This window comes from Bacteroidales bacterium (genome assembly GCA_016709865.1).
Taxonomy (GTDB): Bacteria; Bacteroidota; Bacteroidia; order Bacteroidales; family VadinHA17; genus LD21.
On the sequence record JADJLX010000005.1, the window covers coordinates 892,823 to 915,073 of the forward strand.

General features: G+C 40.4%; 19 protein-coding genes. 10 read left to right on the plus strand and 9 right to left on the minus strand.

Going from position 1 to position 22,251, the window contains the following annotated elements; genetic code table 11:
- Positions 1–5 precede the first annotated feature (5 nt).
- Positions 6–1,775 (plus strand): hypothetical protein, encoded by a 1,770-nt coding sequence (locus IPJ16_12335; GenBank protein ID MBK7627958.1) that lies wholly within the window; start codon positions 6–8, stop codon positions 1,773–1,775.
- Here IPJ16_12335 and IPJ16_12340 read toward each other — a convergent pair.
- From IPJ16_12340 to truA, 4 genes are all read right to left on the minus strand, one after another.
- Positions 1,763–3,091: an amidohydrolase family protein gene (locus IPJ16_12340; GenBank protein ID MBK7627959.1), complete on the minus strand. Its 1,329-nt coding sequence runs from the start codon at positions 3,089–3,091 to the stop codon at positions 1,763–1,765. The genes IPJ16_12335 and IPJ16_12340 overlap by 13 nt on opposite strands.
- Positions 3,092–3,277: 186 nt before the next feature.
- Positions 3,278–5,047: a RagB/SusD family nutrient uptake outer membrane protein gene (locus tag IPJ16_12345; GenBank protein MBK7627960.1), complete on the minus strand. Its 1,770-nt coding sequence runs from the start codon at positions 5,045–5,047 to the stop codon at positions 3,278–3,280.
- A gap of 34 nt (positions 5,048–5,081) precedes the next feature.
- The gene (locus tag IPJ16_12350; protein MBK7627961.1) at positions 5,082–8,342 is read right to left on the minus strand and encodes a TonB-dependent receptor; all 3,261 of its coding nucleotides are present in this window, start codon (positions 8,340–8,342) and stop codon (positions 5,082–5,084) included.
- Between the two features lie 631 nt (positions 8,343–8,973).
- Positions 8,974–9,750: a tRNA pseudouridine(38-40) synthase TruA gene (gene truA / locus IPJ16_12355; GenBank protein ID MBK7627962.1), complete on the minus strand. Its 777-nt coding sequence runs from the start codon at positions 9,748–9,750 to the stop codon at positions 8,974–8,976.
- A gap of 229 nt (positions 9,751–9,979) precedes the next feature.
- Between truA and IPJ16_12360 the strand changes: the two genes are divergently transcribed.
- The 4 genes from IPJ16_12360 to IPJ16_12375 all read left to right on the plus strand — a co-directional run bounded on the left by IPJ16_12360 (position 9,980) and on the right by IPJ16_12375 (position 12,484).
- Positions 9,980–10,489 (plus strand): YeeE/YedE family protein, encoded by a 510-nt coding sequence (locus IPJ16_12360; GenBank protein MBK7627963.1) that lies wholly within the window; start codon positions 9,980–9,982, stop codon positions 10,487–10,489.
- Positions 10,490–10,594: 105 nt separating this feature from the next.
- On the plus strand, positions 10,595–11,197 hold the full coding sequence (locus tag IPJ16_12365) for a YeeE/YedE family protein (GenBank protein ID MBK7627964.1): 603 nt from the start codon (positions 10,595–10,597) through the stop codon (positions 11,195–11,197).
- Positions 11,198–11,208: 11 nt separating this feature from the next.
- A complete protein-coding gene (locus tag IPJ16_12370; protein ID MBK7627965.1) occupies positions 11,209–11,820 on the plus strand; it encodes a rhodanese-like domain-containing protein in 612 nt (203 codons plus the stop codon).
- A 199-nt stretch (positions 11,821–12,019) separates the two neighbouring features.
- Positions 12,020–12,484, plus strand: coding sequence for a hypothetical protein (locus IPJ16_12375; protein MBK7627966.1), 465 nt, complete (start codon positions 12,020–12,022; stop codon positions 12,482–12,484).
- A 22-nt stretch (positions 12,485–12,506) separates the two neighbouring features.
- Here the strand turns inward: IPJ16_12375 and IPJ16_12380 are convergent, their stop codons facing one another.
- On the minus strand, positions 12,507–13,547 hold the full coding sequence (locus tag IPJ16_12380) for a hypothetical protein (protein ID MBK7627967.1): 1,041 nt from the start codon (positions 13,545–13,547) through the stop codon (positions 12,507–12,509).
- Between the two features lie 112 nt (positions 13,548–13,659).
- Positions 13,660–14,733: a hypothetical protein gene (locus IPJ16_12385; GenBank protein ID MBK7627968.1), complete on the minus strand. Its 1,074-nt coding sequence runs from the start codon at positions 14,731–14,733 to the stop codon at positions 13,660–13,662.
- Between the two features lie 346 nt (positions 14,734–15,079).
- Between IPJ16_12385 and IPJ16_12390 the strand changes: the two genes are divergently transcribed.
- From IPJ16_12390 to IPJ16_12400, 3 genes are read left to right on the plus strand one after another with little or no spacing between them, the layout of a single operon-like run.
- Complete coding sequence (locus IPJ16_12390) at positions 15,080–15,679, plus strand: DUF2179 domain-containing protein (GenBank protein ID MBK7627969.1); 600 nt, start codon at positions 15,080–15,082, stop codon at positions 15,677–15,679.
- Positions 15,661–15,849, plus strand: coding sequence for a hypothetical protein (locus IPJ16_12395; protein MBK7627970.1), 189 nt, complete (start codon positions 15,661–15,663; stop codon positions 15,847–15,849). Before IPJ16_12390 ends, IPJ16_12395 begins: the two co-directional genes overlap by 19 nt.
- On the plus strand, positions 15,837–16,775 hold the full coding sequence (locus tag IPJ16_12400) for a hypothetical protein (GenBank protein MBK7627971.1): 939 nt from the start codon (positions 15,837–15,839) through the stop codon (positions 16,773–16,775). The genes IPJ16_12395 and IPJ16_12400 overlap by 13 nt, the downstream gene beginning before the upstream one ends.
- A gap of 64 nt (positions 16,776–16,839) precedes the next feature.
- Here the strand turns inward: IPJ16_12400 and IPJ16_12405 are convergent, their stop codons facing one another.
- From IPJ16_12405 to IPJ16_12415, 3 genes are all read right to left on the minus strand, one after another.
- Entirely contained in the window at positions 16,840–17,634 is a 795-nt protein-coding gene (locus IPJ16_12405) for a gluconate 5-dehydrogenase (GenBank protein ID MBK7627972.1), read from the minus strand.
- 118 nt (positions 17,635–17,752) lie between these two features.
- Positions 17,753–18,589 carry a 5-dehydro-4-deoxy-D-glucuronate isomerase gene (gene kduI, locus IPJ16_12410; GenBank protein MBK7627973.1) on the minus strand — a complete coding sequence of 279 codons (837 nt, stop codon included), beginning with the start codon at positions 18,587–18,589 and terminating at the stop codon, positions 17,753–17,755.
- 65 nt (positions 18,590–18,654) lie between these two features.
- A complete protein-coding gene (locus IPJ16_12415) occupies positions 18,655–19,806 on the minus strand; it encodes a glycoside hydrolase family 88 protein (GenBank protein MBK7627974.1) in 1,152 nt (383 codons plus the stop codon).
- A gap of 135 nt (positions 19,807–19,941) precedes the next feature.
- On the opposite strand from IPJ16_12415, the gene uxaC reads away from it, so the two are divergent.
- Positions 19,942–21,342 carry a glucuronate isomerase gene (gene uxaC, locus IPJ16_12420; GenBank protein ID MBK7627975.1) on the plus strand — a complete coding sequence of 467 codons (1,401 nt, stop codon included), beginning with the start codon at positions 19,942–19,944 and terminating at the stop codon, positions 21,340–21,342.
- Between the two features lie 6 nt (positions 21,343–21,348).
- The gene (locus IPJ16_12425) at positions 21,349–22,191 is read left to right on the plus strand and encodes an SDR family oxidoreductase (GenBank protein MBK7627976.1); all 843 of its coding nucleotides are present in this window, start codon (positions 21,349–21,351) and stop codon (positions 22,189–22,191) included.
- Positions 22,192–22,251 lie beyond the last annotated feature (60 nt).

Below are 22,251 nucleotides of genomic sequence, written 5' to 3' on the forward strand. Positions count from 1 at the left end.
TCATAATGAATAACTCTAAAAACATAAAGAACACTGATGCGTATATTGTTCTGGGTATTCTCCTGGCTTCTATATCTGCATATTTTTATCTTGCCGGTAACTATATTCTGGTCTTTCAGGAAACACGGTCGCTGTTTCTGTTTTCAGGTGAATACCTGCATAAATTTCTATTAAAACCAGGCGGTCTCCTTGAGTATGCTGCAAAGTTTCTTACCCAGTTCTATGCAGACCGGTTTTCTGGTCCGTTGATACTATCTGTTATTCTTACTGTACCGGCAGTTATCATATATTTCATTAACAAAAGATTGATCCCCGGAATAACCTACTCACTTGTTTTTCTTCTGATCCCCTCCTTCCTTATGCTGCTTATGCAGGCAAATTACTATCATATGATGGAGTATAATCTTGGATTTCTGATGGTTCTGGTCTTCTACCTGTTCATGATTTCATCAGACAGAATATTCCACCGCATATTAATACTGATACTATTCCCTTTATTCTACTATATAGCAGGTGCATATGCAATGATTTTCGCTGCATTATATACTATCCATAACATTATACATCTGAAAGGGACACAGAAATTTGTTTATTCATTTTTATTGCTGGCACTTGGGCTCATTTCATTTTTTATTGGCTGGAAAATTTTATTCCTGCAAACAGTTGAACAATTGACTTTATATCCGTTCCCTGCTTTTGCTAATCCTTCATATAAAATCTTTTTTTTCATACTTGCAGGGTACATAATATTTTATCCGCTGATTCCACGGGTGACCAACAAACTGAAGCAGAGCAGACTGAATAAGAAGCTATACTCATATATTACTATCGGAGTAGTTTATGCATTAACAACATTATTCCTGTTTAATATATACAATCCACAGACTGCCAGAGTAATAGAGCTTGAAAGACTGGTGTTCGCGGAGAAGTGGAATGAAGCAATTGATTTGCATGAGAAGAAGCCTTCAAGAAATCTCATCGGACAATATTTTTATAATATTGCCCTTTCAGAAACCGATCAGCTCTGTGAAAGGTTGTTTTTTGGGAGTCAGGATTTTGCAGCAGGGTCACTTGTATTACCCTGGGGCGATGATCATCTCGACAGGGGAGCCTATTTCTATTATTCCATAGGACTTATAAATGAAGCTCATCGCTGGGCATATGAAGAGATGGTTGTTTACGGCAACCGGCCTCAGAATATAAGGTTACTTGCCAAAACAAGCCTCATTAACGGCGACTATGAAATGGCAAGGAGATATTTAAGCATCCTGAAAAAGACGATCTATTACCGCCGATGGGCAAAGAAATATGAGGCAATGGCAGATAATCCGGAACTTATCAAATCTGATCAGGATCTGGGATCCAGATTATCTCTCCTCCCGAAGACTAGTTTCTTTATACAATTCAATGAACCCCAAAACAATATCCCTCTTTTACTCGAAGGCCAACCAGACAACAGAAGGGCAATAGAGTATTATATGGCAGGTCTTCTTCTAACTAAACAAGTTGAAGTCATTGTTAATAATGTTAAAAGTCTGAAGTCTTCCGGATTTGACCATATCCCGCGTCATATTGAGGAGGCTGTATTAATTTACTATAACAGTACCAAGACACTTCCTGACCTTGGAGGACTTATTATTAATCCGGCAACCCAGGACCGTTTTAACCGGTATTTCAGTGCATATGTTAATGAGAGGAAGAATCAGGCAACATTAAAGGAGAATATGCAGAAGCAATTCGGGAATACGTTCTGGTACTATTTTCATTTTAAGTGAAGATTGTAAAATTTTGCAGCATTGTCATAGATTATCATCTTAGCAATCGTTTTTGCCTCTTTTTCAGTCAGATAACCATCCCTCACCTTACCTATCAGAACATTTGAAATAATATTTTTGGCACTTTTTAATTCACTGTACACATTTTCAACCACCATACAGTCACCTCCGAAAGCCATTATTTTACTCACAGGAACTGTTTCCAGCCATTCATTAAGATACTGTTCGCTGTAAGATGGTGAGATAGCATAGGTCCAATTCATATCAATATAGACATTTCTATAGTTCTTTGCCAATGTAGAAAGCTCCCCACCATAAGGATAGCTGCCATGAAATAATACAAAATTAACTTCAGGAAAATCTCTAAACAGAGACACCAGTAAAGCAGGATTGGAATTTGTTATCAGGCTCTTGCTGTCAGATTGCAGCCCGGTATGGAACGCAACCGGCAGATTGTACTCTTTTGCCAGTTTAAGCAATTGATAATACATATAATCCTGTAATGGTTTGGCATCTTTGAATGAAATTACTTTATCTGAGTTACCATTAACAAGAGATCGAAAGATTTTTCTTGCAGCTTCTGTTTCTACTCTATCTGCACTCAGAGTACGTGAATAGGCAATAAAAATTTTAACAACTGACATTCCGTTCCTGACCTCTTTTTCAAATGCGGTCCTCAATGATTTAACAAAATCTTCGAGCGAGTAAATAGGATCAAGCTGATTTATAGCCAACGAATCGATCCGGTACTTGGATTTTATAAGAATCCAGTCATCAAAGCGTTTTGCATAACGGAAATAATCATCTTTTCTGTTCATATTATATCCGTCCTGAATTACAAAATCTATCCGGCATGAATCTCTGAGTATCCTTTCAAACCAAACGGAATTATAAGCTATTTCAATTTTCTCAGATAGTATTCTTACAGTTGATTCATTCAAGTCGTTAATTCCATAAAGATTTCTGATACTGCAAAGGATATTCCTGTTAAAAGAAGTGTTGAAGGAATTATTCCAGTAAGGCTCTATTATCCTCCATTTCTGCAATGGAGAATGCTGTTCATTGAATAATGGGGTAAAAAGTGAATCAGGCATTCCAGCTGATAATAGGTCCTCATAACTGTTCGGCTGAAAAAGAAGCATAAAATCAAGAAAATAACTTCCTTTCAGTATCTCCGGAGTAAAAAGATGTTCATGGGTATCAATAACCCTCAATGAATCAATATAGTTTCTGATCCTGATTTCATATCCGACAGATGGTAATATCTTTGTCCTTGCATTTGCAATGGTTTGAGTACAAAAGATTACTTGTAACAAGAATATAAAACATAATTTAATTACGCTCAGAAACAACCTGTTTAAAGATACCATCGCCAGACATAATAATTCTCTGCAAGTTAGATCAAATTAATATTGCGTTTTTTTTATTTAATATTTTTTAACAAAAAAAAAGAGCCCCGCTTTCGCGGGACTCTTAATATTTAATTAAAGTATTACTAATAACTAGTAGGAAGGATCCTGTGTAATAACGCCTTTCTGAAGGTCGATAACTCCCTGATAAATTGGCCAGTAATCATCTTCAGTAGCATTGAATGATGCTCCCTGCAGGAATGTTCTGAATTGAACATCCTGTGCTATATAAGCATTCAATGTCGGAGCAAGTATACCCCAGCGCCTCAGGTCAAAGAAGCGGTGGTTCTGCAATGCGAACTCAAGTCTTGTCTCTTCCTGAACAGCTTTCAAAGCATTAGCTTTTGTGTCGAATGGAAATACGCCACCGGCAGGATAAAGCTCAATTTTATAATTTGCTGCAGGCTTTGTCCAGTCAATAACTGTGGAGGTTGATGTAAGATTTTTTGTACTGCTGACGAGGCCCATAACCGGAGTACTTGTTTTTGCACGGTTACGTATCATGTTAACATATGTTCTTGCGAGTTCAAGATCATTATCTTCAATAGCAACTTCAGCTCTCCAGAGCAGGATACTAGCATACCGGTAGGTTCTGTAATTTTTACCATTTCTGAAACCAGTTCCATTAAGGTTCAGGCTCTGCTCGGAAAGTTTATGCATGAAAATTTTGGTTCCGTATGGGCCACCATTTCCCTGCTCGCGGATCCAGTCATTACCAGGCATAATACCCCAGCCTAGGAAATCGACACCTCGACGGGCGATAAGATGGTCAACACGCGGATCGAGAGGTTCGGTAGTTGGAGTGAAGTCTGCACCGGAACCAACTCCCATGTCGCTAGCAAGCGGTTTGCGAGCTGCAGGATCAAGAACAGGTAAGCCGTTAGCATCAACCTGGAAAGCCTCGAAGAGGTTCTGTGAAGGCTGATAAAATCCCCATCCGCCGCAGCTGGCTGCGCCTTTCTGAAAGAAGTTACAACCGGAACCAGCAACTGATGAATATGCAGTAGCAGTAGTAGTACACTGTAACTCGAAAATAGACTCTGAGTTATTCTCATGGGTCATATCGAAGTTCCAGTAGAACTCAGTTGCGAGACTGAATTTTCCGCTGCTGATGATATCATCAAGAAGTGGTTTTGCGAGTGAGTATTCTTTCTGATACATATGTGCCTGAGCTTTGGCAGCTTCAGCAGCATATTTTGTTGCACGACCTGCCTGATTATTGTATTTAGTGGTTGGCAGATTGTCGATTGCATACTGAAGGTCAGCTTCGATCCCATCCCATCCTGCATCGGTATTAGGCACATCCTGAGGAAGAAGAGTTCCTAGTTCAGTGGTGGTTTTAATATAGGGGATCTTTTCAAAGATCTTGTTTGCCTGCATATGGAACCAGGCTCTCAGGAATTTAGCTTCAGCTTCAACTTGTGTAGCTCTTGCTGCATCCAGAGGTTTTGGACCTTTTTGTGCTGCCCATAGAAAATCAAGACATACATTAGCACGGGCAACGCCATCATAGCAGAGTGTCCATCTTTCATTCAGGTAGGGATTATTTGGCAATGCCTCATATCTCTCAAGAAGATTGAAGTTAGCCTGGTCACCAGATGAGGTTCCTTTATAAGCATCATCTGAGCATCCGCCGGCATATGTCCAGTCGCTTGTAATAGCGCCACCGAACATCGACCCTCCATTCTCCATCCTTTCATACACGCCAATAAGAAGTGCTTCTACTCCATCAGGTGTCTGAATTACTGATCCTGCTGCTACTCCCGGGGGTTCTTTAGTAAGAAAATCTTCGCTGCAGGAATTAATCAGCAGAAGTCCTCCAAGAAAGAATGTAATTGACAATAATTTGATTATTCTTTTCATATCTCTTTCGTTTAATTATTAATAAATATCATTGTTAGAGACCAAAGGTTATACCAAAGATGAACTGCTGTGGTGTTGGCCATGCTCCTGAATCGATACCCATGTTGATACCTGCACCTGCAAGCTCAGGATCGAGTCCTGAATATTTGGTAATTGTAAAGAGGTTAGAAGCCTGGAAATAAAGCTGAAGAGTACTAACTTTGTTATCAAGCATCTTATTGAAGTCGTAACCGATCCTTAATGACTTCATACGAAGGAATGAACCATCCTCAAGGAATGCTGTTGAAGGCTCCTGATGCGGTGTATCATTCGAATAAATGATTGGCATTGTTGCATCTGCATTACTTGCAAGATATGGGCTACCCCATGATTCATAGAGTCTTCTGTGGCTCTTTCCTGATTCAAACTGTGTATAGTCGATAAAACGGCTAACATAGTTTACAACCTCGTTTCCAACAGATGTATAAAGAGTTGTCGACAAGCTTAATCCTTTGTATTCTACATTCAGACTCAAACCTGCAGTGAAATCAGGATGAGGTGATCCGATATAAGTTCTGTCACCAGCATCGATATATCCGTTGCCATCAACATCCTTGTATTTAAAGTGACCGGGTTTGTTATATGTACCAGTGGCTCCGAATGCTTTTGGCCATGCGTCAGCTTCAGCCTGATCCATGAAGAGTCCTTCGGAGATATATCCGAAGAATTCCGGGAATGCACGACCAGTCTGAGTCCTTGTATAATACTTCTCACGGTAACCTGAACCCTGGTAGAAATCACTCTCAACATCGGTAAGTTTCACAAGTTCGTTCTTATAATGTGAGAATACAAGATCAGCATTAAAGTTAAGATCTCCGTTCATTGCTGTGTTTGAATAACCAAGTGTGATATCAAAACCTGTGTTTTTCATCTCACCAATGTTGATTGATGGTCTGGTAGCTGTACCAAGAACAAGAGGTAATTGTTTCCGATACAACATGTCCTTTGTTGACCGCTGCCATAAATCTATTGTAGCAGTCAAATTCTTGATAAGAGTAGCATCGATACCGAAGTTAGTTGTTGTGGTGGTTTCCCATTTTACATCGGTATTACCAAATGTAGCCTGAGAGAATCCAGGATTAAAAGAAGTATTTCCACCGGTCATGCCATAACTTGCGTTCTGCTCATGGTAAGCAAACTGGGTATAAGGATTATAGTCATCCATACGGTCATTTCCGACAGCACCGTAACCTGCACGTATCTTTAACTCACCCAACCAGCTTTTTGTTGATGCCATAAATGCCTCTTCAGAGATTCTCCATCCGAGTGAGAAGGCCGGGAATACTCCATATTTCTGATTTCCGAAACGTGAAGAACCATCACGACGTAAAACAGCTTCCAGCATATATTTATCTGCATAGGTGTAATTGGCACGGCCAAACAGAGAGAACAAGCTGTACTGACTGTATGAGTCACTGTTTGCAATACTTCTCAAACCGGTGTTTAAACTCATATAATTAACATCAAGGAATGGATATTCTGCCCTGCTGGCAGCCATATACCAATAGTCGTTATCATATGCTTCAGAACCGGCTATCGCCCTGATACTGTGGTCGCCTGTATTAAGCGAATACTCAATGGTATTTGTCCATGTCCAGTTCAGTCCGCCTCTTGCGTTCAAAGCCAGTCCGTCGTATGTACCTCTCTCAGCAGCAGCAACTTCAACAAATGTGACATCCCTGTCGCGACGGCCATACTGGTTAACACCAAAAAGAGATTTAACTGATAAACCTTTTATGATATTCAGTTTAACAAAAGCGTTACCGCTTACAGTCATCTGCTTGGCAAAGTCATACTGGTTCATAGTAGCAAGGAAAACAGGGTTCTGAGCGTTACCCATACCTGATGGTCTGGAGCCTGCAAATGTAACTCCTGATTCATCATAAACAGGAACAGCTGCAGGAAGCCTGTATGACCAGGAGACCAATGATGATTCACCGTTATCTGTCTGATGACCATAGTCGTTTGTATACTGAATTCCAATGTTAGAACCCATATCTATCCATTTCGCAGGTGAAGAATTGATATTGGCGCGGAGGTTATACCTCTCGAAGCCGGTATATTTGAAAATACCTTCTTCATCGGTATAACCCATCATGAATGCATAGGTTGTGTTAGCTGAACCACCGGCAACATCAACAGTATATTCTTTGAAAGCTGCGTTTCTGGTAGTTTCACCGTACCAGTCTGTACCCGGACTGGTTCTTGTAATCAGGTAGGTGTCGTCGCCATCACGTACTGCAAGCTGGTTGTCATATCTTGACATATCTGCAAGAGGGTCGCCCTGAGCAGCTTTTGTTGGGAAAAGGTAATAAGGAATAACCGGTGTAGCACCATTGCCTAATTGTGAATGGCTGAAACCGACAACTCCAGCGTTTTTAGCCTCAAGCCAGAGCATGTCTGCCCATTCCTGAGTATTAAGAAGATCATAGAATTTTCCGGGTTTGGAAATACCCTGTCTTACATTTACATTCATTGAGATCTTCTGATTTTTCTTACCTGCTTTTGTTGTGATAAGAACAACACCGTTTGCAGCTCTTGCACCATAGATAGATTGTGCTGCAGCATCTTTAAGAATTGTGATTGTCTCAACATCATTAGGTGAGTAGGTTCCACCAGGAACACCGTCGACAACATAAAGTGGGTTTGCGTCGTTGATAGTGGTCATACCACGGATTCGGATAGTAGCTCCTTCTCCGGGGGTGTGCTGGTTAAGAATTGTAACACCGGCAACTTTACCCTGAAGACGTTGCATCGGGTTGACAGCTGAACTTTCAGACAGAGCAGCTGCATTTACTGTTGATACAGAACCTGTAAGAGATTTCCTTGTCTGTGTTGAATAACCAACAACAACAATCTCATCGAGAGCTGAAACTGATTCTTTCAAAACGATGTCAATCGTAGTTCTGTCTCCTACAACTACTTCCTGTGTGGAATATCCGATGAAGGATATACTCAGAATAGAAGCAGGTGAAGCTACTGAAATAGCGAAGTTACCGTTAACATCAGTAATTGCACCATTTGCAGTTCCTTTTTCAGCGATGTTAACACCTGGTAAAGCACTGCCACCGCCATCGGTGACACGTCCGGTGATCCGCTTTTGTTGCAGATCGTTTGCAGAAACATTCCCGGCATCAGTCACCGCAGGGGCAACAAAAGAGAGGATAGTTCCAGCCAATAATAGCATAGTTAAAAGTTTCATGCCTGACCTGAGTTTTGCCAGAAATGAAACAACCAGCGTCATTTTTTTAGTCATACTTTTAAGGTTAGAAGGTTTAATTAAATAAAATAATTAGAAGTTTTCCGGTTAGTTATAGCGGAAAACCGGTTAAAAGGGATAAAAAACACCCATGGATTTAAAGTTTTCTAGGTAGTCTTATTCATAGGCAAGTCGATTAGGTTATAGGGTTAGTTAATAAGAAAAAATATCTTAAAACACAGTAAAGATCGCCGTAATTATCACCCGCCTCAAAAAATCAATCACTCAAATATAAAAAAAGTTCAATACAAAGTTTAAAAAAGTAAAAAAAAGTTTTCATCATAAATCATATTAAGAAGCTATATAAATAAGGTAATTGCAGTGTTAATATAATAACAATGATTTATAAGGACTGACATTTTATGAATTAAGAATTGTCAAGTTCATTTGGAACCTAATTAATTCCTGCTCACTCAAGGAGATCCCTCACTGGAGTTCGGGATGACACACGGATCTGGTTGGAGGGGGGGAAGAAGTGGCGATTCGTTAAAAGTGCCTTAATACGACAACTACAATACGAATCGCCACATCTTTCCCTCTATACCCCCAAATGACCTGTCATCCCGAACGTCAGTGAGGGATCCCCTGCCTTCAGCAGAAGCTTGTCCACTACACTCTTACCATGAAATTAAATATTTATCACCGGTTTTGTATCGTAACTTACCTCCTCATTCCTGTAATAAACTTTCTCAAGAAACAAACCACTCGGAGGTGCGGTGAGTTTGGCAGGTATATCTGATTTTATTTTAAAAAAGGAGGCAACGTCTGCTGGCGATAGTTTTCCCCTGCCAACTTCTACCAATACACCAGTCATTCTTCTTACCTGCTTCCATAAAAAATGTGAGCCGACTACATGAAAAACTAGCATGTCGCCAAAATCGTTAACCTTTGCATGCATTATCTCAACTTTAGTCGATTGCTGCTCAGCATCTTCATCTGTAAAATACCTGTAATCTTTCAATCCTGCGAAGTGTTTTGCAGCTTCATTCATCATATTAATATCAAGCTGATCCTTTATCCACCAGACATATTTCTTCCCAAATGCAGTTCTCCTTCTGCTGATCTGATAGATATAGCTCCGGGCATGAGCATCGTGCCTTGCATGAAACTTAGGATGGGCTTCTTCAACATTCATGATACAAATATCCGGAGGCAGCCTGTCGTTTATTCCGTATTTTATTTTCAGCAATGGAAGATCTGTTTCAACTCCCAGGTGCGCAACCTGACCTGATGCATGCACTCCCCCATCTGTACGTCCGGCTCCGAAGAGATCAAATTCCTCTGTTTTAAATAACTCCCTGCAGGCATCCATAATCTCACCCTGAATTGTCTTGCCGCCCTTCTGCATCTGCCATCCCGAATAACGGGTTCCTTCATATTCTATTGTAAGTTTGTATCTGCCCATTCTCTCGTATATATATAAACTATAAAGGTAATCGAAAATTTGGAAACAATTGCATGGTGCTGGGTGCTGGGTAGTGTCACATCATTGCGGATCCGACGATGAAGAACGAAGCAATCCTTTAATGTTTCCTCACATCTGAACTTAATTAACTTTCTATATGTTTTACTATCAAATCTCTTTTTGTAAGTTTGTATTTCTATGTTTCAGAGTATAAAGAATCTCAAAAAAAATGAAAAATAAATACATGAATCCTTACATAGCCGGTACCCTGCTGGGGATAGTACTATTACTGGCAATGTTCCTTTCAGGACGGGGACTCGGAGCCAGTGGCGGTCTGAAGTATTGCGTGGTATCGGTTGTGGGTGCAGTAACCCCCACCCATGCTGAAGAATCGATATATTACAGCAAGTATTTTGAGGATGGAAAGAAACCTCTTAAAAACTGGCTGGTTCTTGAGATACTGGGTGTACTGGCAGGAGGATTTATCTCAGGTGCAGTATCAAAAAGACTTAAGTTCAAAATTGAGAAATCACCCAATATTACAAATGCAAGAAGACTAATCTTTGCTTTCCTTGGGGGTGTGTTCTTTGTCTACGGAGCCCAGCTTGCCAGAGGCTGTACAAGTGGTGCAGCACTTTCAGGGATGGCTGTGCTCTCTGTTGCAGGATTTGTTACGATGATCGCAATTTTTGGATCAGCATATGTTTTTGCATGGTTTTTCAGGAAGAACTGGATCTAAAACGGTACGCGGTACGCGGTGCGCGGTTCGCGGCAAATGACCGCAAGACTGCAGGACTGCAAGACCGCAAGACAATTAGACAAATTATCACTTAAACGAAATAAAATGGGACCAATATCATCATTAATAGCACTGCCTGAATGGCTCGATCTGCTGATAGCTCTGCTTATCGGTATCGGATTCGGATTCGCTCTTGAGCAGGCAGGATTCTCCTCGAGCAGGAAACTGGCAGGTATGTTCTACGGGTATGACACTACTGTTATCAAAGTGTTCTTCACTGCAGCCATAGTAGCGCTTGTTGGATCACAATTCCTTAGCTTCTTCGGATTACTTGATCTGAACCAGGTTTTTGTGAATGAGTTTTACGTAACTGCTTCTATTGTTGGAGGAGTAATTATGGGAGCTGGTTTCATTATGGGAGGGTTTTGTCCCGGAACCGGACTAAGTGCTCTTTCCATCGGAAAAATTGATGCAATGGTCTTTTTTGCCGGCGGCATGACTGGTGCTTTTCTGTTCGCAGAAACTTATCCGTATATTCAGACTCTTGCAAATGGTTCTTACAAAGGTCCGGTAAAAATAGATGAAGCATTAGGCATTTCTCCGGGACTCTTTACATTCCTTCTTATTGCAGCTGCTGCTGCCATGTTCTGGGTAGCTGAACTTGCTGAGAAGAAATTCGCCCGTCCTGATATAACAAACGAACTTTAATCTTTCAGCAAATGAATGTAAGAGAAAAATACTCAGTAGTTCTTGTTTGTCTGGGCTTAATTCTTGCCCTGCTCCCGCTAACGGGAAACAGGTCATTTACAGTAAAGCCAAATGATCTTATTACCGAGATCAGTAACCCGGAGTCGGTTTTTACTGTTGATCAGGTAGCCCGTTTTGTTGTATCAGAAGATAGCACAATACAGTTAATTGATCTCAGGACACCTGAGGAATTCAGGGCTTTTAATATTCCGGGGGCAATTAATCTTCCCTATAATGACTTTCTCAATTCTGACCCTGCTACCCTATTCGGCAATCAGAATATTAAAAACATCCTCTATTCAAACGGTGATTTTGATTCAAACTATGCCCTGATGGCAGCTAAAGGAATGAAGTATGATAATGTTTATATAATGAAGGGTGGATTGAATGAATGGTTTAATACCGTTATGAACTCTACCTTCACTGGCGAAAAAATTTCGGCACGGGAAAACGCTCTCTTTGAAACGAGGACACGGGCAAGAAGACTGTTCACGGAAATCAACAGTCTGCCTGATAGCCTCAAACAGAAATTCTACGACTCAAAACATATGGAGGCGAAGAAGCTTGATGGAGGATGTGAGTGAAGGCACGGGGCTCAGGGCTCAGGGCAGAGAGCGCAGGACAAGGGGCAAAGAGCAAAGTGCAAAGTGCAAAAATCGGACATCGTAGGACCGCAAGTTATAAGTAATTGAATTTGTAACGAATTAAAGCCCCCTTCTTCGCCTCTGCGTAGCCGCTACGGCGAAGCGAGGTAGAGGGTTTGGGGGCAAAAAAATGCAAAAAATGAAACAATTAAAATTTGCTTTACTAATCTTGGTTCCAGTACTTATCCTCGTGATAATAAGATCAGTAAGCACCAATCATTTCAAACCTGATGCAAAGAAACTTGCAGAACCTTCAGTTATGAGATCAAACCTCATAAGCAATGAAGAGATGGCTGCCACTTCAGGAAAAATCCTGTTAATCAATCTTGATGAGGGTGGTGCAGTAAGTACCGGGATAGGTTCAAATACTGAGGTGTTGAATATCACTCCTGATGCTATACTTGAAAAGTCAACAATCAAAAAACTGACCGGTTTTAAAGGTAAGGTTGTTCTGGTCTCAACAGATGTATCTGTTAGTGCAAGAATGTGGATGTTTCTGAGTCAGATGGGTATAGAAAATTTATATATACTTACATCAGATAAGGAGAATGAATCCTTTAAAAACAAATTCCGGCCTGATACACTTACCAGACCGGAACTTTAGGCATTAGAAAAATTCAGAAAAACTATTTTACAACTTCAAAGTTATTTACATCTTCTTTTGTAAACGGACCCCATGATAATGCAATTTTTTGCTTTATCATCTGATCGTGCATAAATCCATTGTTGCCATATTTTAATGTGCTTGCATCATAGCCGAATAATCTCAGGTAGGCAGTCGCAAAACCTGAATTATGACCGGTTCCGCAATATACAACTACCTTCTTATCGGCAGGAATTGAACCCATTTCATCAATGACTCCAAGGAATGCCTCAGGTTTATACCTGAATGCACCGGGGATATGCCCGCTTTCATACTTGTCTTTTCTTTCCAGATTAACTACATAGTATTTTTGCGGGTCAGCAAATACTTCATCCGCTGTTATCAGAACATTTGAGGTTCCTTCTTCAAAGACTTTTTTAAATCGCGCGGCCCCGATCTCAGCACCTGTAGCCAGACCTGTATTTAGTTCAGGCATTTTTTCAGGAGCAGATTTCTCATTGGCTGCTGTTTCCAGTTTCGATTCATATTTACCGGAGACATCCTTCAGCCAGCCTGATTCAGCATATTTAGGATTCCAGGCACTCATACCCCATCTCATAGCGTAAACATTTCCGTATCCCATAAGTCTGAGCAGACTGGTTGTATAGCTTGAGATCTGACCATCGTTACATACTATAACAATTTTATCAAACTCAAAGGGTTTGATTTTTGATTCAAAGTATGAAGGCAAATCCTCAAAGCGTTTATTTACCGATCCTTTTATATGGCCTTCGCTATACTGTGAAGCAGTCCTGAGATCAATTACATGAATGTTTTTATCAAGGCTCTCATGAACAACCGAGGCCTTTATCAGGGAAGGGAAAACATTGCTGTTTACGTAATCACCATTCTCTTTAAGATCTTTCAGGAGCAGCGATGTCTCATTTCCGACAACGACAGGCTTTTTAACTTCCTGAACCACAACAGTAGGTTCCTTTTTTTGCTCTGTTTTATTTCCTGAACAACCTGAAAGCAACATAGCTGCAGAAACTGCAATCAGAGACAAACTTTTAAATAATTTCATAATACATCAGAATTAATGCATAGCTCTTGGTGATTCTTAGTGTCCTGGAGTCTTGGTGGCAAAAGAAAAACGCCACCAAGGCACAAAGGCACTAAGTAACACAAAGGATGAGCTATTGTGTTACAGGAACCAGAACACGGTCTTTGTCATATCTGAGAGTCTCAACACGCTGACCGGCTTCGTCGTATTTGTATTCGGTTATAGCAACACCCGATTGCGGATGATTCATGATGTTCCTGTCCTTGTCCATATTTTTTACTTCAACAAGGGCACCGTGAGCATCATAAGTATTCTGTGTTATAGGAATATTATTGCCCGTAACAAATTCATTATCCTGATCATAAACTTCAGTCTCGAGTAAATAGCCATTCTCATCCACTTTGTTTACACGTTTTGACCATCCTGCAGACAGATTTGACATTTGTCCGTATACATTGAATACTGAGAAACCAAGTAAATCGCCGAACTCATTAGGCTCAAAGATAAAATATGAAACACCTATGTCACCACAGTTCTCAGCAGTACAGTTATAAAGAGTATCTGCCATGTAGTTGGCAAGTCTGGTAACATACCCCTTGTCGTTATAACTGAAGCGCAGTTCATAAAACGGGCAGAATGGATTCATAACGGTCTCGACACCTGCAAGATTGTATCTTAGTTCACGTACCATTCCGTCGGGAAGTATACTCCATACCCATGAATGTATACTGTTTCTGTTTTCAACCATTGATCCATCCTTTCCCATGAACATCATACCTGTTCTGATACCTTTTGGATCGAGTGTATAGACATAGGTGTATGCACCACCTGATTCAATCTGCTCATTATCTTTATTGAAAAAGCGTTTAATCTGCTTATTATCTGCAGTATATTCGTATGTTATCTTGGCTGCACCACCCATTGATGAATACCCAAGAAGAACATCGTTTCTTACAAATTCGACAGACACCAGACGTCCGGCATCATCGTAGGTAAATTTATAGTTATTAACAGTTTTTGCCTCGTCAGCAGTAAGAGGATGAGTCCCTTTCTCAGTATCATACGGAGTTTCTGAGAACTGAAGGTTTCTGTAATACTCAACACCTGAGTGCTGATTTTTCTGAGTTGCTTTACCTGTACAGGAAACAATCATTATCCCGATTACAACTGACAGGATTAAGGGAAATGTTAGTTTGTTCATTTTCATATTAATATCAATTTTAAATTAGAATTAGTTATCAATTATTAAAATTCATTTTACAAGACATCACTCCAGATGATTTCTGATAATTTAACAAATATAGCGATGAAATGTTTAAAGTCAAGTCCAAACTTGTTAATAAACCCAGTAAATAGAAACATAATGTAAAACTGTCTTGCGGTCATGCGGTCATGCGGTCATGCGGTCCTGCAGTCTTGTGTTCGTATGCTGAGCGCAGCCGAAGCATGCCGTTACACCTTCGCTAAAGCTACGGTGTACTCAGTGCGCCATTGTGCCGTTGCACCTTTGTGCCTTTATGCCTATATTTGTTATCCCATATACATATAACCTCATGGAAACAACTTTTTTTGATTCAGATCTGTTCAGCTATGTATTGATGCCACTTCTGATATTTTTGGCGAGGATCTGCGATGTATCGATAGGTACTTTGAGAATAATATTCGTCTCGAAAGGAAAACGGAATATTGCGCCAATTCTTGGTTTCGTTGAGGTCCTCATTTGGATTACCGCTATAAGCAAAATCATGCAGAATCTCGATAACTATGTGAATTATGTAGCCTATGCAGCAGGATTTGCAACTGGCAATTTTGTCGGGATGATAATTGAAGAAAAGCTTGCAATGGGCATTCAGATGATCAGGATTTTTGCACATGAAAGAGGATCAGAACTGGTACAGATTCTCAACGGAAATGGCTACGGAGCAACTGTCATTGAAGCCCATGGAGCAAGAGAAAAGGTACATCTGATCTATACAATTGTTCAGAGAAACGAACTGGAAAAAGTACTCAACGTTATACATAACTTCAATCCTAAAGTTTTTTACACTATCGAAGATGTAAAAACAGTAAATGAAGGGATATTTTCACACCATAAAGCAAATTCAATTTTCCCGTTCAGTAATATTATCAGGCAGTGGAGGAAGGGGAAGTGAAAGGCTGGGTGCTTGGTGCTTGGTGCTGGATGCTAGGTGCTGGTAAAAGAAACCAGGAACCAGGAACCAGGAACCAGGAACCAGGAACAAGAACCAGGAACGATAAACAAATAATAAAACAAATACTTACTTTTGAAAAACAAAAATATTATATTTTATGGATCAGTTAAGCAATCATCCTTTATACCGCAGACATAATATCGACTCTGCAATGAACTCTCTCTGGGATTTTTACAAAAGCAACTTTCTTGTTTTATTTTTAACTTCGCTTACAATGTCGCTGGCAATCCAGTATGGCTCAACACTTATAAACATTCAGGATCTGCAATCAACAACCGACCCGCTCCTTTTACTTGAGAAGGTAAAAGACTTCATTGTGCCTTTGCTTTTATTATCAATTGTTAGCCTTCTGTTCAGCGTGATATTGCAGTATTACATTATTTACAAGCCATTAGATCCTGAGATCAATATTTTCGCAGCTGTTATCAAATCGATTCGATACTATATTCCATACCTGATAATTACGGTACTGCTGGCATTTTTTGGTTCAATAGCAATAGTACTTGGGATTTTTGCACTTATCGTTGGAGCATTCTTTGCCGCCTTATATGTAATGACACTCTTCCTGTTCATTTTGCCTGTTATGATGGTCGAAGGTTCTGATATCCTTAGAACTATAAGCAGAACTTTCTCTCTAGCACACAAGAATTTCTGGTCAAATATCGGATGGGTAGCAGTTTTTTTTATTATAATGATAGTAATCTCAGTAATTTTCTCAGCGATCATAATGATCCCTTTTTCAGGAAGCTTTTTAAAAACCCTTACAGATCCTGAGGCTGCAGCTGAAGTTGTGAATTATACTTCAAATCCTATATTTATACTCCTATCAGCTCTTATAAGCGCACTTACAATGCCTTTGATGCCTATTCTTGCATGCATCCTCTATTTCCATGGAAGGGCAACCGAAGACATCCAGGATCAGATCCGGGAAGAATCAAAAACTGATACCGACAGGGTAAAAGTAGAAGATCTGTACGCCAAGCCATACGCCGATGATCATCCAGATAATCCTGACTCTAAAAACTTAAGTAAGTAGTCAGGTAATTTAGATTTCGGATTTCGGTTTTCGGATATCTGTCTCCGGTCTCCGGTCTTCCGACCTAGATATCATTCTCCCCCTTCACGTAACCGAAATTTGCAAGTATCCCTCCGTCAACATACAGAATATGTCCATTGACGAAATTACTTGCCTTCGATGCCAGGAAGAGCGCTGCATTTGCAACATCCTCAGGCTCTCCCCATCTGCCTGCAGGTGTACGTGTCATGACAAGATCGTTGAAAGGGTGACCATTTTCACGGATTGGTGCTGTTTGTGAGGTGGCTATATAACCAGGACCAATACCATTGATCTGAATATTGTATTTTGCCCATTCGCAGGTCATATTCTGTGTAAGAAGTTTAAGCCCGCCTTTGGCTGATGCATAAGCCGAAACAGTATTCCTGCCATATACACTCATCATCGAACACATATTAATGATCTTTCCGCTTCTGCGCTCTATCATTTTCGGTGCAACCCTTTTTGATATAATAAGAGGAGCAACAAGGTCAACATCAATCACCTGCTTGTAATCTGCAATTGCCATATCAAGTATTGGTATCCTTTTAATTATACCTGCATTGTTTACAAGAATATCAACCGGACCGACTGTTTTTTCAATCAGTGTGATTCCCTTATCAACATCTGCTTCATCGGTTACATTGAACTTAAGAGTAAAGACATCAAGTCCTTCCTTTTTGAAACTCTCTTTGCAGCTCAGAAGCTTATCGTCCTGCAGATCATTCACACATACTTTTGCTCCAGCTTTGCCAAGCAACAATCCAACTGCCAGACCAATACCGTGTGTGCCGCCGGTTACCAGCGCAACTTTTCCTGTTAAATCAAATAAATCCTTCATATTATTTATTTTTTCTCTGTGGCTCTCTGTGTCTTCTCTCTGTGTCTCTCTGTGTAATGTTCTTAAAGAACTGTCACAGAGCTACACTGAGGTGACACAGAGTTACACAGAGGATAAATTATTTTAAGGTATCCGGGTGACGAACATCCATATCCCCATAATCAAGGTTTTCACCAGCCATGCCCCAGATAAAGGTATAGTTTGAAGTACCCGCAGCGCTGTGTATACTCCACGACGGAGAAAGTACTGCCTGCTCGTTATTCATCCAGATATGCCGTGTTTCGTCGGGATCGCCCATAAAATGGCAGATTCCCTGTTTTTCAGGAACCTGAAAGTAAAAGTAAGCTTCCATTCTCCGATTATGAGTATGCACGGGCATAGTGTTCCAGACACTGCCATTCTGAAGTTCAGTCATTCCCATCTGGAGCTGACATGTCTGAACAACACTGTTGACAAGCAGTTTATTAAGGGTCCTGTGATTCGATGATTCTGAACTGCCAAGGGATACCACCTCTGCATCCTTCAGAGTAACTATCTTTGAAGGAAACGCATGATGCGCAGGTGCTGAATTGATGTAAAGTTTGGCAGGATTCTTTATGTCAGCCGATCTGAATACAACATCGAGTGTCCCCATGCCAAGATATAATGCTTCTTTATGTCCGAGTTTATACTTTTTACCTGCAGTGTCAATTTCAGCATCACCTCCAATATTAATAATACCCATTTCGCGTCTGTCGAGAAACTGTTCTGATTTCAATTCGTCGGGCGATTCAAGTTTCAGAGCTTTCTTAACCGGCATCGCACCGCCTACCATATAACGATCATATAATGAATACACAAGAGAAATTTCATCAGGAATGAATACTTTCTCAATCAGAAACTCTTTCCTGATTCTTGCTGTGTCGTACTTTTTGAAATCCTCAGGGTGGGATGCGTATCTTTGTTCTACCTTCATTGTATTCTGCTTTTTTTATTTATCACTAAATCAGACGCAATGCATTGCGTCTCTATCACAATATTCTATAAAATGCCCTTTTCAATTAATCGTGTGATCTCAGTTCCTGCCATAAGGAAACCGCCAACACCATATACCTCGGTCATTTCTCTGGTGACTGCCTTAGGATCAGCACCAATAGGCTGGATAAATCCTACTTTTCCGTCGGGCCATACAGATGTGACCATTGATTTCCATCCTTTTACAATAGCAGGCAGATATTTCTCCTTGTCGAGATAACCGTTGTTTACGCCCCATGCCATTCCATATACGAAAAAAGCTGTGGCACTCATCTCGGGATTAGGATAGCTGGCCGGATCTAAAAGGCTTGCGTGCCAGAATCCGTCTGCAGACTGCAGTGAAAGAAGTTTAGCAGCCATCTCCTTATATATTGTCACAAAATATTCCTTATTCTCATATTTTGCAGGCAATTCCCTGATTATTATAGGCAAACCTGCAAATACCCAGCCATTACCGCGTCCCCAGAAAACCTTGGCCCCATTTGCCTCTTTCCTTGTGAAATAATTTGAATCCCTGAAATACAGATCTTCATCTTTATCGTAGAGGTAATCAGTTGTGAATTTATACTCCTGGTACATAAAATCGAGATACTTTTTCTTCCCGGTTACATTACCCATTTTTGCCCAAACAGTAGGAGCCATAAAAAGAGCATCGCACCACGACCATCTCTGCTGGGATGAGTATCCGGGTACTGTGCTCTTAAAAAGCAGGTCGCCTTTTGCAGGATCCTTTAGAATCTGATCGAGATAAGCTCTCATCGGTTTGATCATATTCTTATCCTTATATTTCCTGTAAAGCTCAATATACGTCTGTCCAACACAGTAATCATCGGCATGATACCTTCTCTGAGGATTATCGTGTACATAATAATTCCATGAAAGTTTTGAAGAAATATCTTTCAGCCACTCATAATATGAGTCGTTGCCTGCTATTGATGCCCACTCAACCATGCCTGAATATAGTGCAGCATTAGTCCAGTCTGCCGGATTGTGTGTAAGAGGTGTTCTTACCTGCCAGTCGGCAACAGCTTTCAATACAGTTTTTATATCTGTTTTGTTTATATCACTCTTAAACGGTAACGGAGCCAATTCCTGCGAATAACCGGCAGAAGAGCAAATAATAATACCGAGAATCAAAATGGTTTTTAGGATTTTCATTTTATTAAAGGAGGATTAAAAAATATTAAACAAATTGATAATTTCTTGATAAATTGAATTGAAATTTATACTTTCGTGATCGTTAACGATCCAATATTTTTCAAATTTATAAAATTTTACAATCCCATTATAAATATGAAACCATTTATTCATGAAAATTTTCTACTGGGCAATAAGACGGCAGAAAAACTGTATCATAAATATGCTGAAAATCAGCCAATAGTGGATTTTCATTGTCATCTTTCACCTGCAATGATCGCTGACGATCGTCAGTTTGGCAACCTTACCCAGGCATGGCTCGAAGGAGATCATTACAAATGGCGGGCAATGCGGACAAACGGGATTGATGAAAAGTATTGCACAGGCACTGCACCGGATACTGATAAATTCAAAAAGTGGGCAGAGACAGTCCCTGCTACACTCGGTAATCCTTTGTATCACTGGACTCATCTGGAACTAGCAAGATATTTCAGCATTACCAAATTATTATCGCCTTCCACAGCTACTTCGATTTATGAAAGAGCTTCAGGCATGTTACAGACTAAGGAATTCAGCACAAGATCAATGATCAGGAAAATGAAAGCTGAAGTAATCTGTACAACAGACGACCCTGCAGATACTCTCGAACATCATCTCAAACTTAAGGGAACATTCGAGATAACGGTTCTTCCGACATGGAGACCGGACAATATTGTAAAAACAGAAGATGTTGAGAAATTCAATGCCTATATCAAAAAACTTGAACTTGTAAGTGAAGTTGAGATTAAGAACTTCGAAACACTTGTTACGGCACTTGACAAGAGGCATGCTTTTTTTCATGAGACTGGAGGACGATTGTCAGATCATGGTCTTGATCGTTTCTATTTTGACACATACACTGCATCTGAAGTTGATAAAATATTCAAGAAACTCCTGAAAGGTGACTCTATTTCTGCGGAAGAGGCAGAGAAATATAAAACTGCAGCAATGATTGAACTCTGCAGGATGAATCACAAAAGAGGCTGGACTCAGCAATTCCATGTTGGTGCAATGCGAAATAATAATGCCCGCATGTTCAGGCAGCTTGGCCCAGATACAGGCTGGGATTCGATAGGTGTCCCTCAGGATGCTCTAAAAATGTCAAGGTTTCTGAGTGCCCTTGATAGCACAGACCAGCTTGCAAAATCAATTCTTTATAACCTTAATCCTGCCGATAATGAAATGATGATAACAATGGCAGGCAACTTCAATGATGGTACATCAGCAGTTAAAGTTCAGTACGGTGCTGCCTGGTGGTTCCTCGATCAGAAAAGCGGTATGGAGAAGCATCTTAAAGACCTTGCTGCCCTTGGACTGTTAAGAAGGTTCATAGGAATGGTAACTGATTCACGCAGCTTCCTTTCCTATCCTCGTCACGAATACTTCAGAAGACTGGTCTGCAATTATGTTGGTGAAGAGGTTGAGAAAGGACTTATTCCAGATGAAGAGGAGCTGCTTAAGCCTTTAATTGAAGGGATATCATACAGGAATGCGAAAGAGTATTTTGGATTTAAATAACTTATAATGAACGAACTAAACCTAAAAGGAAAAGTAGCAGTAATTACCGGTGGTGCAGGCATTATCTGCTCAACTATGGCTAAATCGCTTGCTGCACAAGGTGTTAAAACAGTAATTCTCGACCTGAATAAAGAAGCAGCAGTTGCAGTTGCTGCTGAAATTGAAAAGGAATCAGGTATTGCATCAATGGGCGTTTCGGCAAGTGTACTTGACAAGGCTTCCCTTGAGGCAGCAAAAAAGGAAATACACGACAAATTCGGACCAATAGACATTCTTGTTAACGGTGCAGGAGGTAATTCCCCGGCAGCCACAACAAAACTCGAGAAGATGGATGGGTCTGATACTGAAAATCCTGAGGATACTTTCTTCGGACTTCAGATTGAAGGATTCGATAAAGTTTTTGACCTGAATTTCAAAGGGACTCTGATTCCATCAATGGTATTTGCTACTGATATGGTTAAAAATAAATCAGGGGTAATTATCAATATTTCCTCTATGAACTCCTACAGGCCATTAACAAAAATTGCAGCATATTCTGCCGCAAAAGCAGCTGTTAATAATTTCACACAATGGCTGGCTGTTCATTTTTCAAAAACAGGTGTCAGGGTAAACGCAATTGCCCCCGGGTTTCTTCTTACGAATCAGAACAGATTCCTGTTGATTGATGAAAAAACAGGAGGACTGACAGCGCGCGGAAAGAAAATAATTAACGGAACTCCAATGGAAAGATATTGTGTACCAGAAGAACTGACAGGAACTCTGATCTACCTGGTATCAGATCTTTCAAAATTCGTCACAGGGATCGTAATTCCTGTTGATGGCGGATTCAGTGCATATTCAGGCGTATAAGGGCAAGGGGCGCAGTGCAAAGAGCACAGGGCAAAGGAAAGCACACCCAGCACCAGGCAC

Excerpts from the sequence above, each read along its gene's own strand:
- IPJ16_12335 (MBK7627958.1), top strand. The coding sequence starts at position 6 with ATGAATAACTCTAAAAACATAAAGAACACTGATGCGTATATTGTTCTG.
- IPJ16_12345 (MBK7627960.1), bottom strand. The coding sequence starts at position 5,047 with ATGAAAAGAATAATCAAATTATTGTCAATTACATTCTTTCTTGGAGGA.
- IPJ16_12350 (MBK7627961.1), bottom strand. The coding sequence starts at position 8,342 with ATGACTAAAAAAATGACGCTGGTTGTTTCATTTCTGGCAAAACTCAGG.
- truA (MBK7627962.1), bottom strand. The coding sequence starts at position 9,750 with ATGGGCAGATACAAACTTACAATAGAATATGAAGGAACCCGTTATTCG.
- IPJ16_12360 (MBK7627963.1), top strand. The coding sequence starts at position 9,980 with ATGAAAAATAAATACATGAATCCTTACATAGCCGGTACCCTGCTGGGG.
- IPJ16_12365 (MBK7627964.1), top strand. The coding sequence starts at position 10,595 with ATGGGACCAATATCATCATTAATAGCACTGCCTGAATGGCTCGATCTG.
- IPJ16_12370 (MBK7627965.1), top strand. The coding sequence starts at position 11,209 with ATGAATGTAAGAGAAAAATACTCAGTAGTTCTTGTTTGTCTGGGCTTA.
- IPJ16_12375 (MBK7627966.1), top strand. The coding sequence starts at position 12,020 with ATGAAACAATTAAAATTTGCTTTACTAATCTTGGTTCCAGTACTTATC.
- IPJ16_12380 (MBK7627967.1), bottom strand. The coding sequence starts at position 13,547 with ATGAAATTATTTAAAAGTTTGTCTCTGATTGCAGTTTCTGCAGCTATG.
- IPJ16_12385 (MBK7627968.1), bottom strand. The coding sequence starts at position 14,733 with ATGAAAATGAACAAACTAACATTTCCCTTAATCCTGTCAGTTGTAATC.
- IPJ16_12390 (MBK7627969.1), top strand. The coding sequence starts at position 15,080 with ATGGAAACAACTTTTTTTGATTCAGATCTGTTCAGCTATGTATTGATG.
- IPJ16_12400 (MBK7627971.1), top strand. The coding sequence starts at position 15,837 with ATGGATCAGTTAAGCAATCATCCTTTATACCGCAGACATAATATCGAC.
- IPJ16_12405 (MBK7627972.1), bottom strand. The coding sequence starts at position 17,634 with ATGAAGGATTTATTTGATTTAACAGGAAAAGTTGCGCTGGTAACCGGC.
- kduI (MBK7627973.1), bottom strand. The coding sequence starts at position 18,589 with ATGAAGGTAGAACAAAGATACGCATCCCACCCTGAGGATTTCAAAAAG.
- IPJ16_12415 (MBK7627974.1), bottom strand. The coding sequence starts at position 19,806 with ATGAAAATCCTAAAAACCATTTTGATTCTCGGTATTATTATTTGCTCT.
- uxaC (MBK7627975.1), top strand. The coding sequence starts at position 19,942 with ATGAAACCATTTATTCATGAAAATTTTCTACTGGGCAATAAGACGGCA.
- IPJ16_12425 (MBK7627976.1), top strand. The coding sequence starts at position 21,349 with ATGAACGAACTAAACCTAAAAGGAAAAGTAGCAGTAATTACCGGTGGT.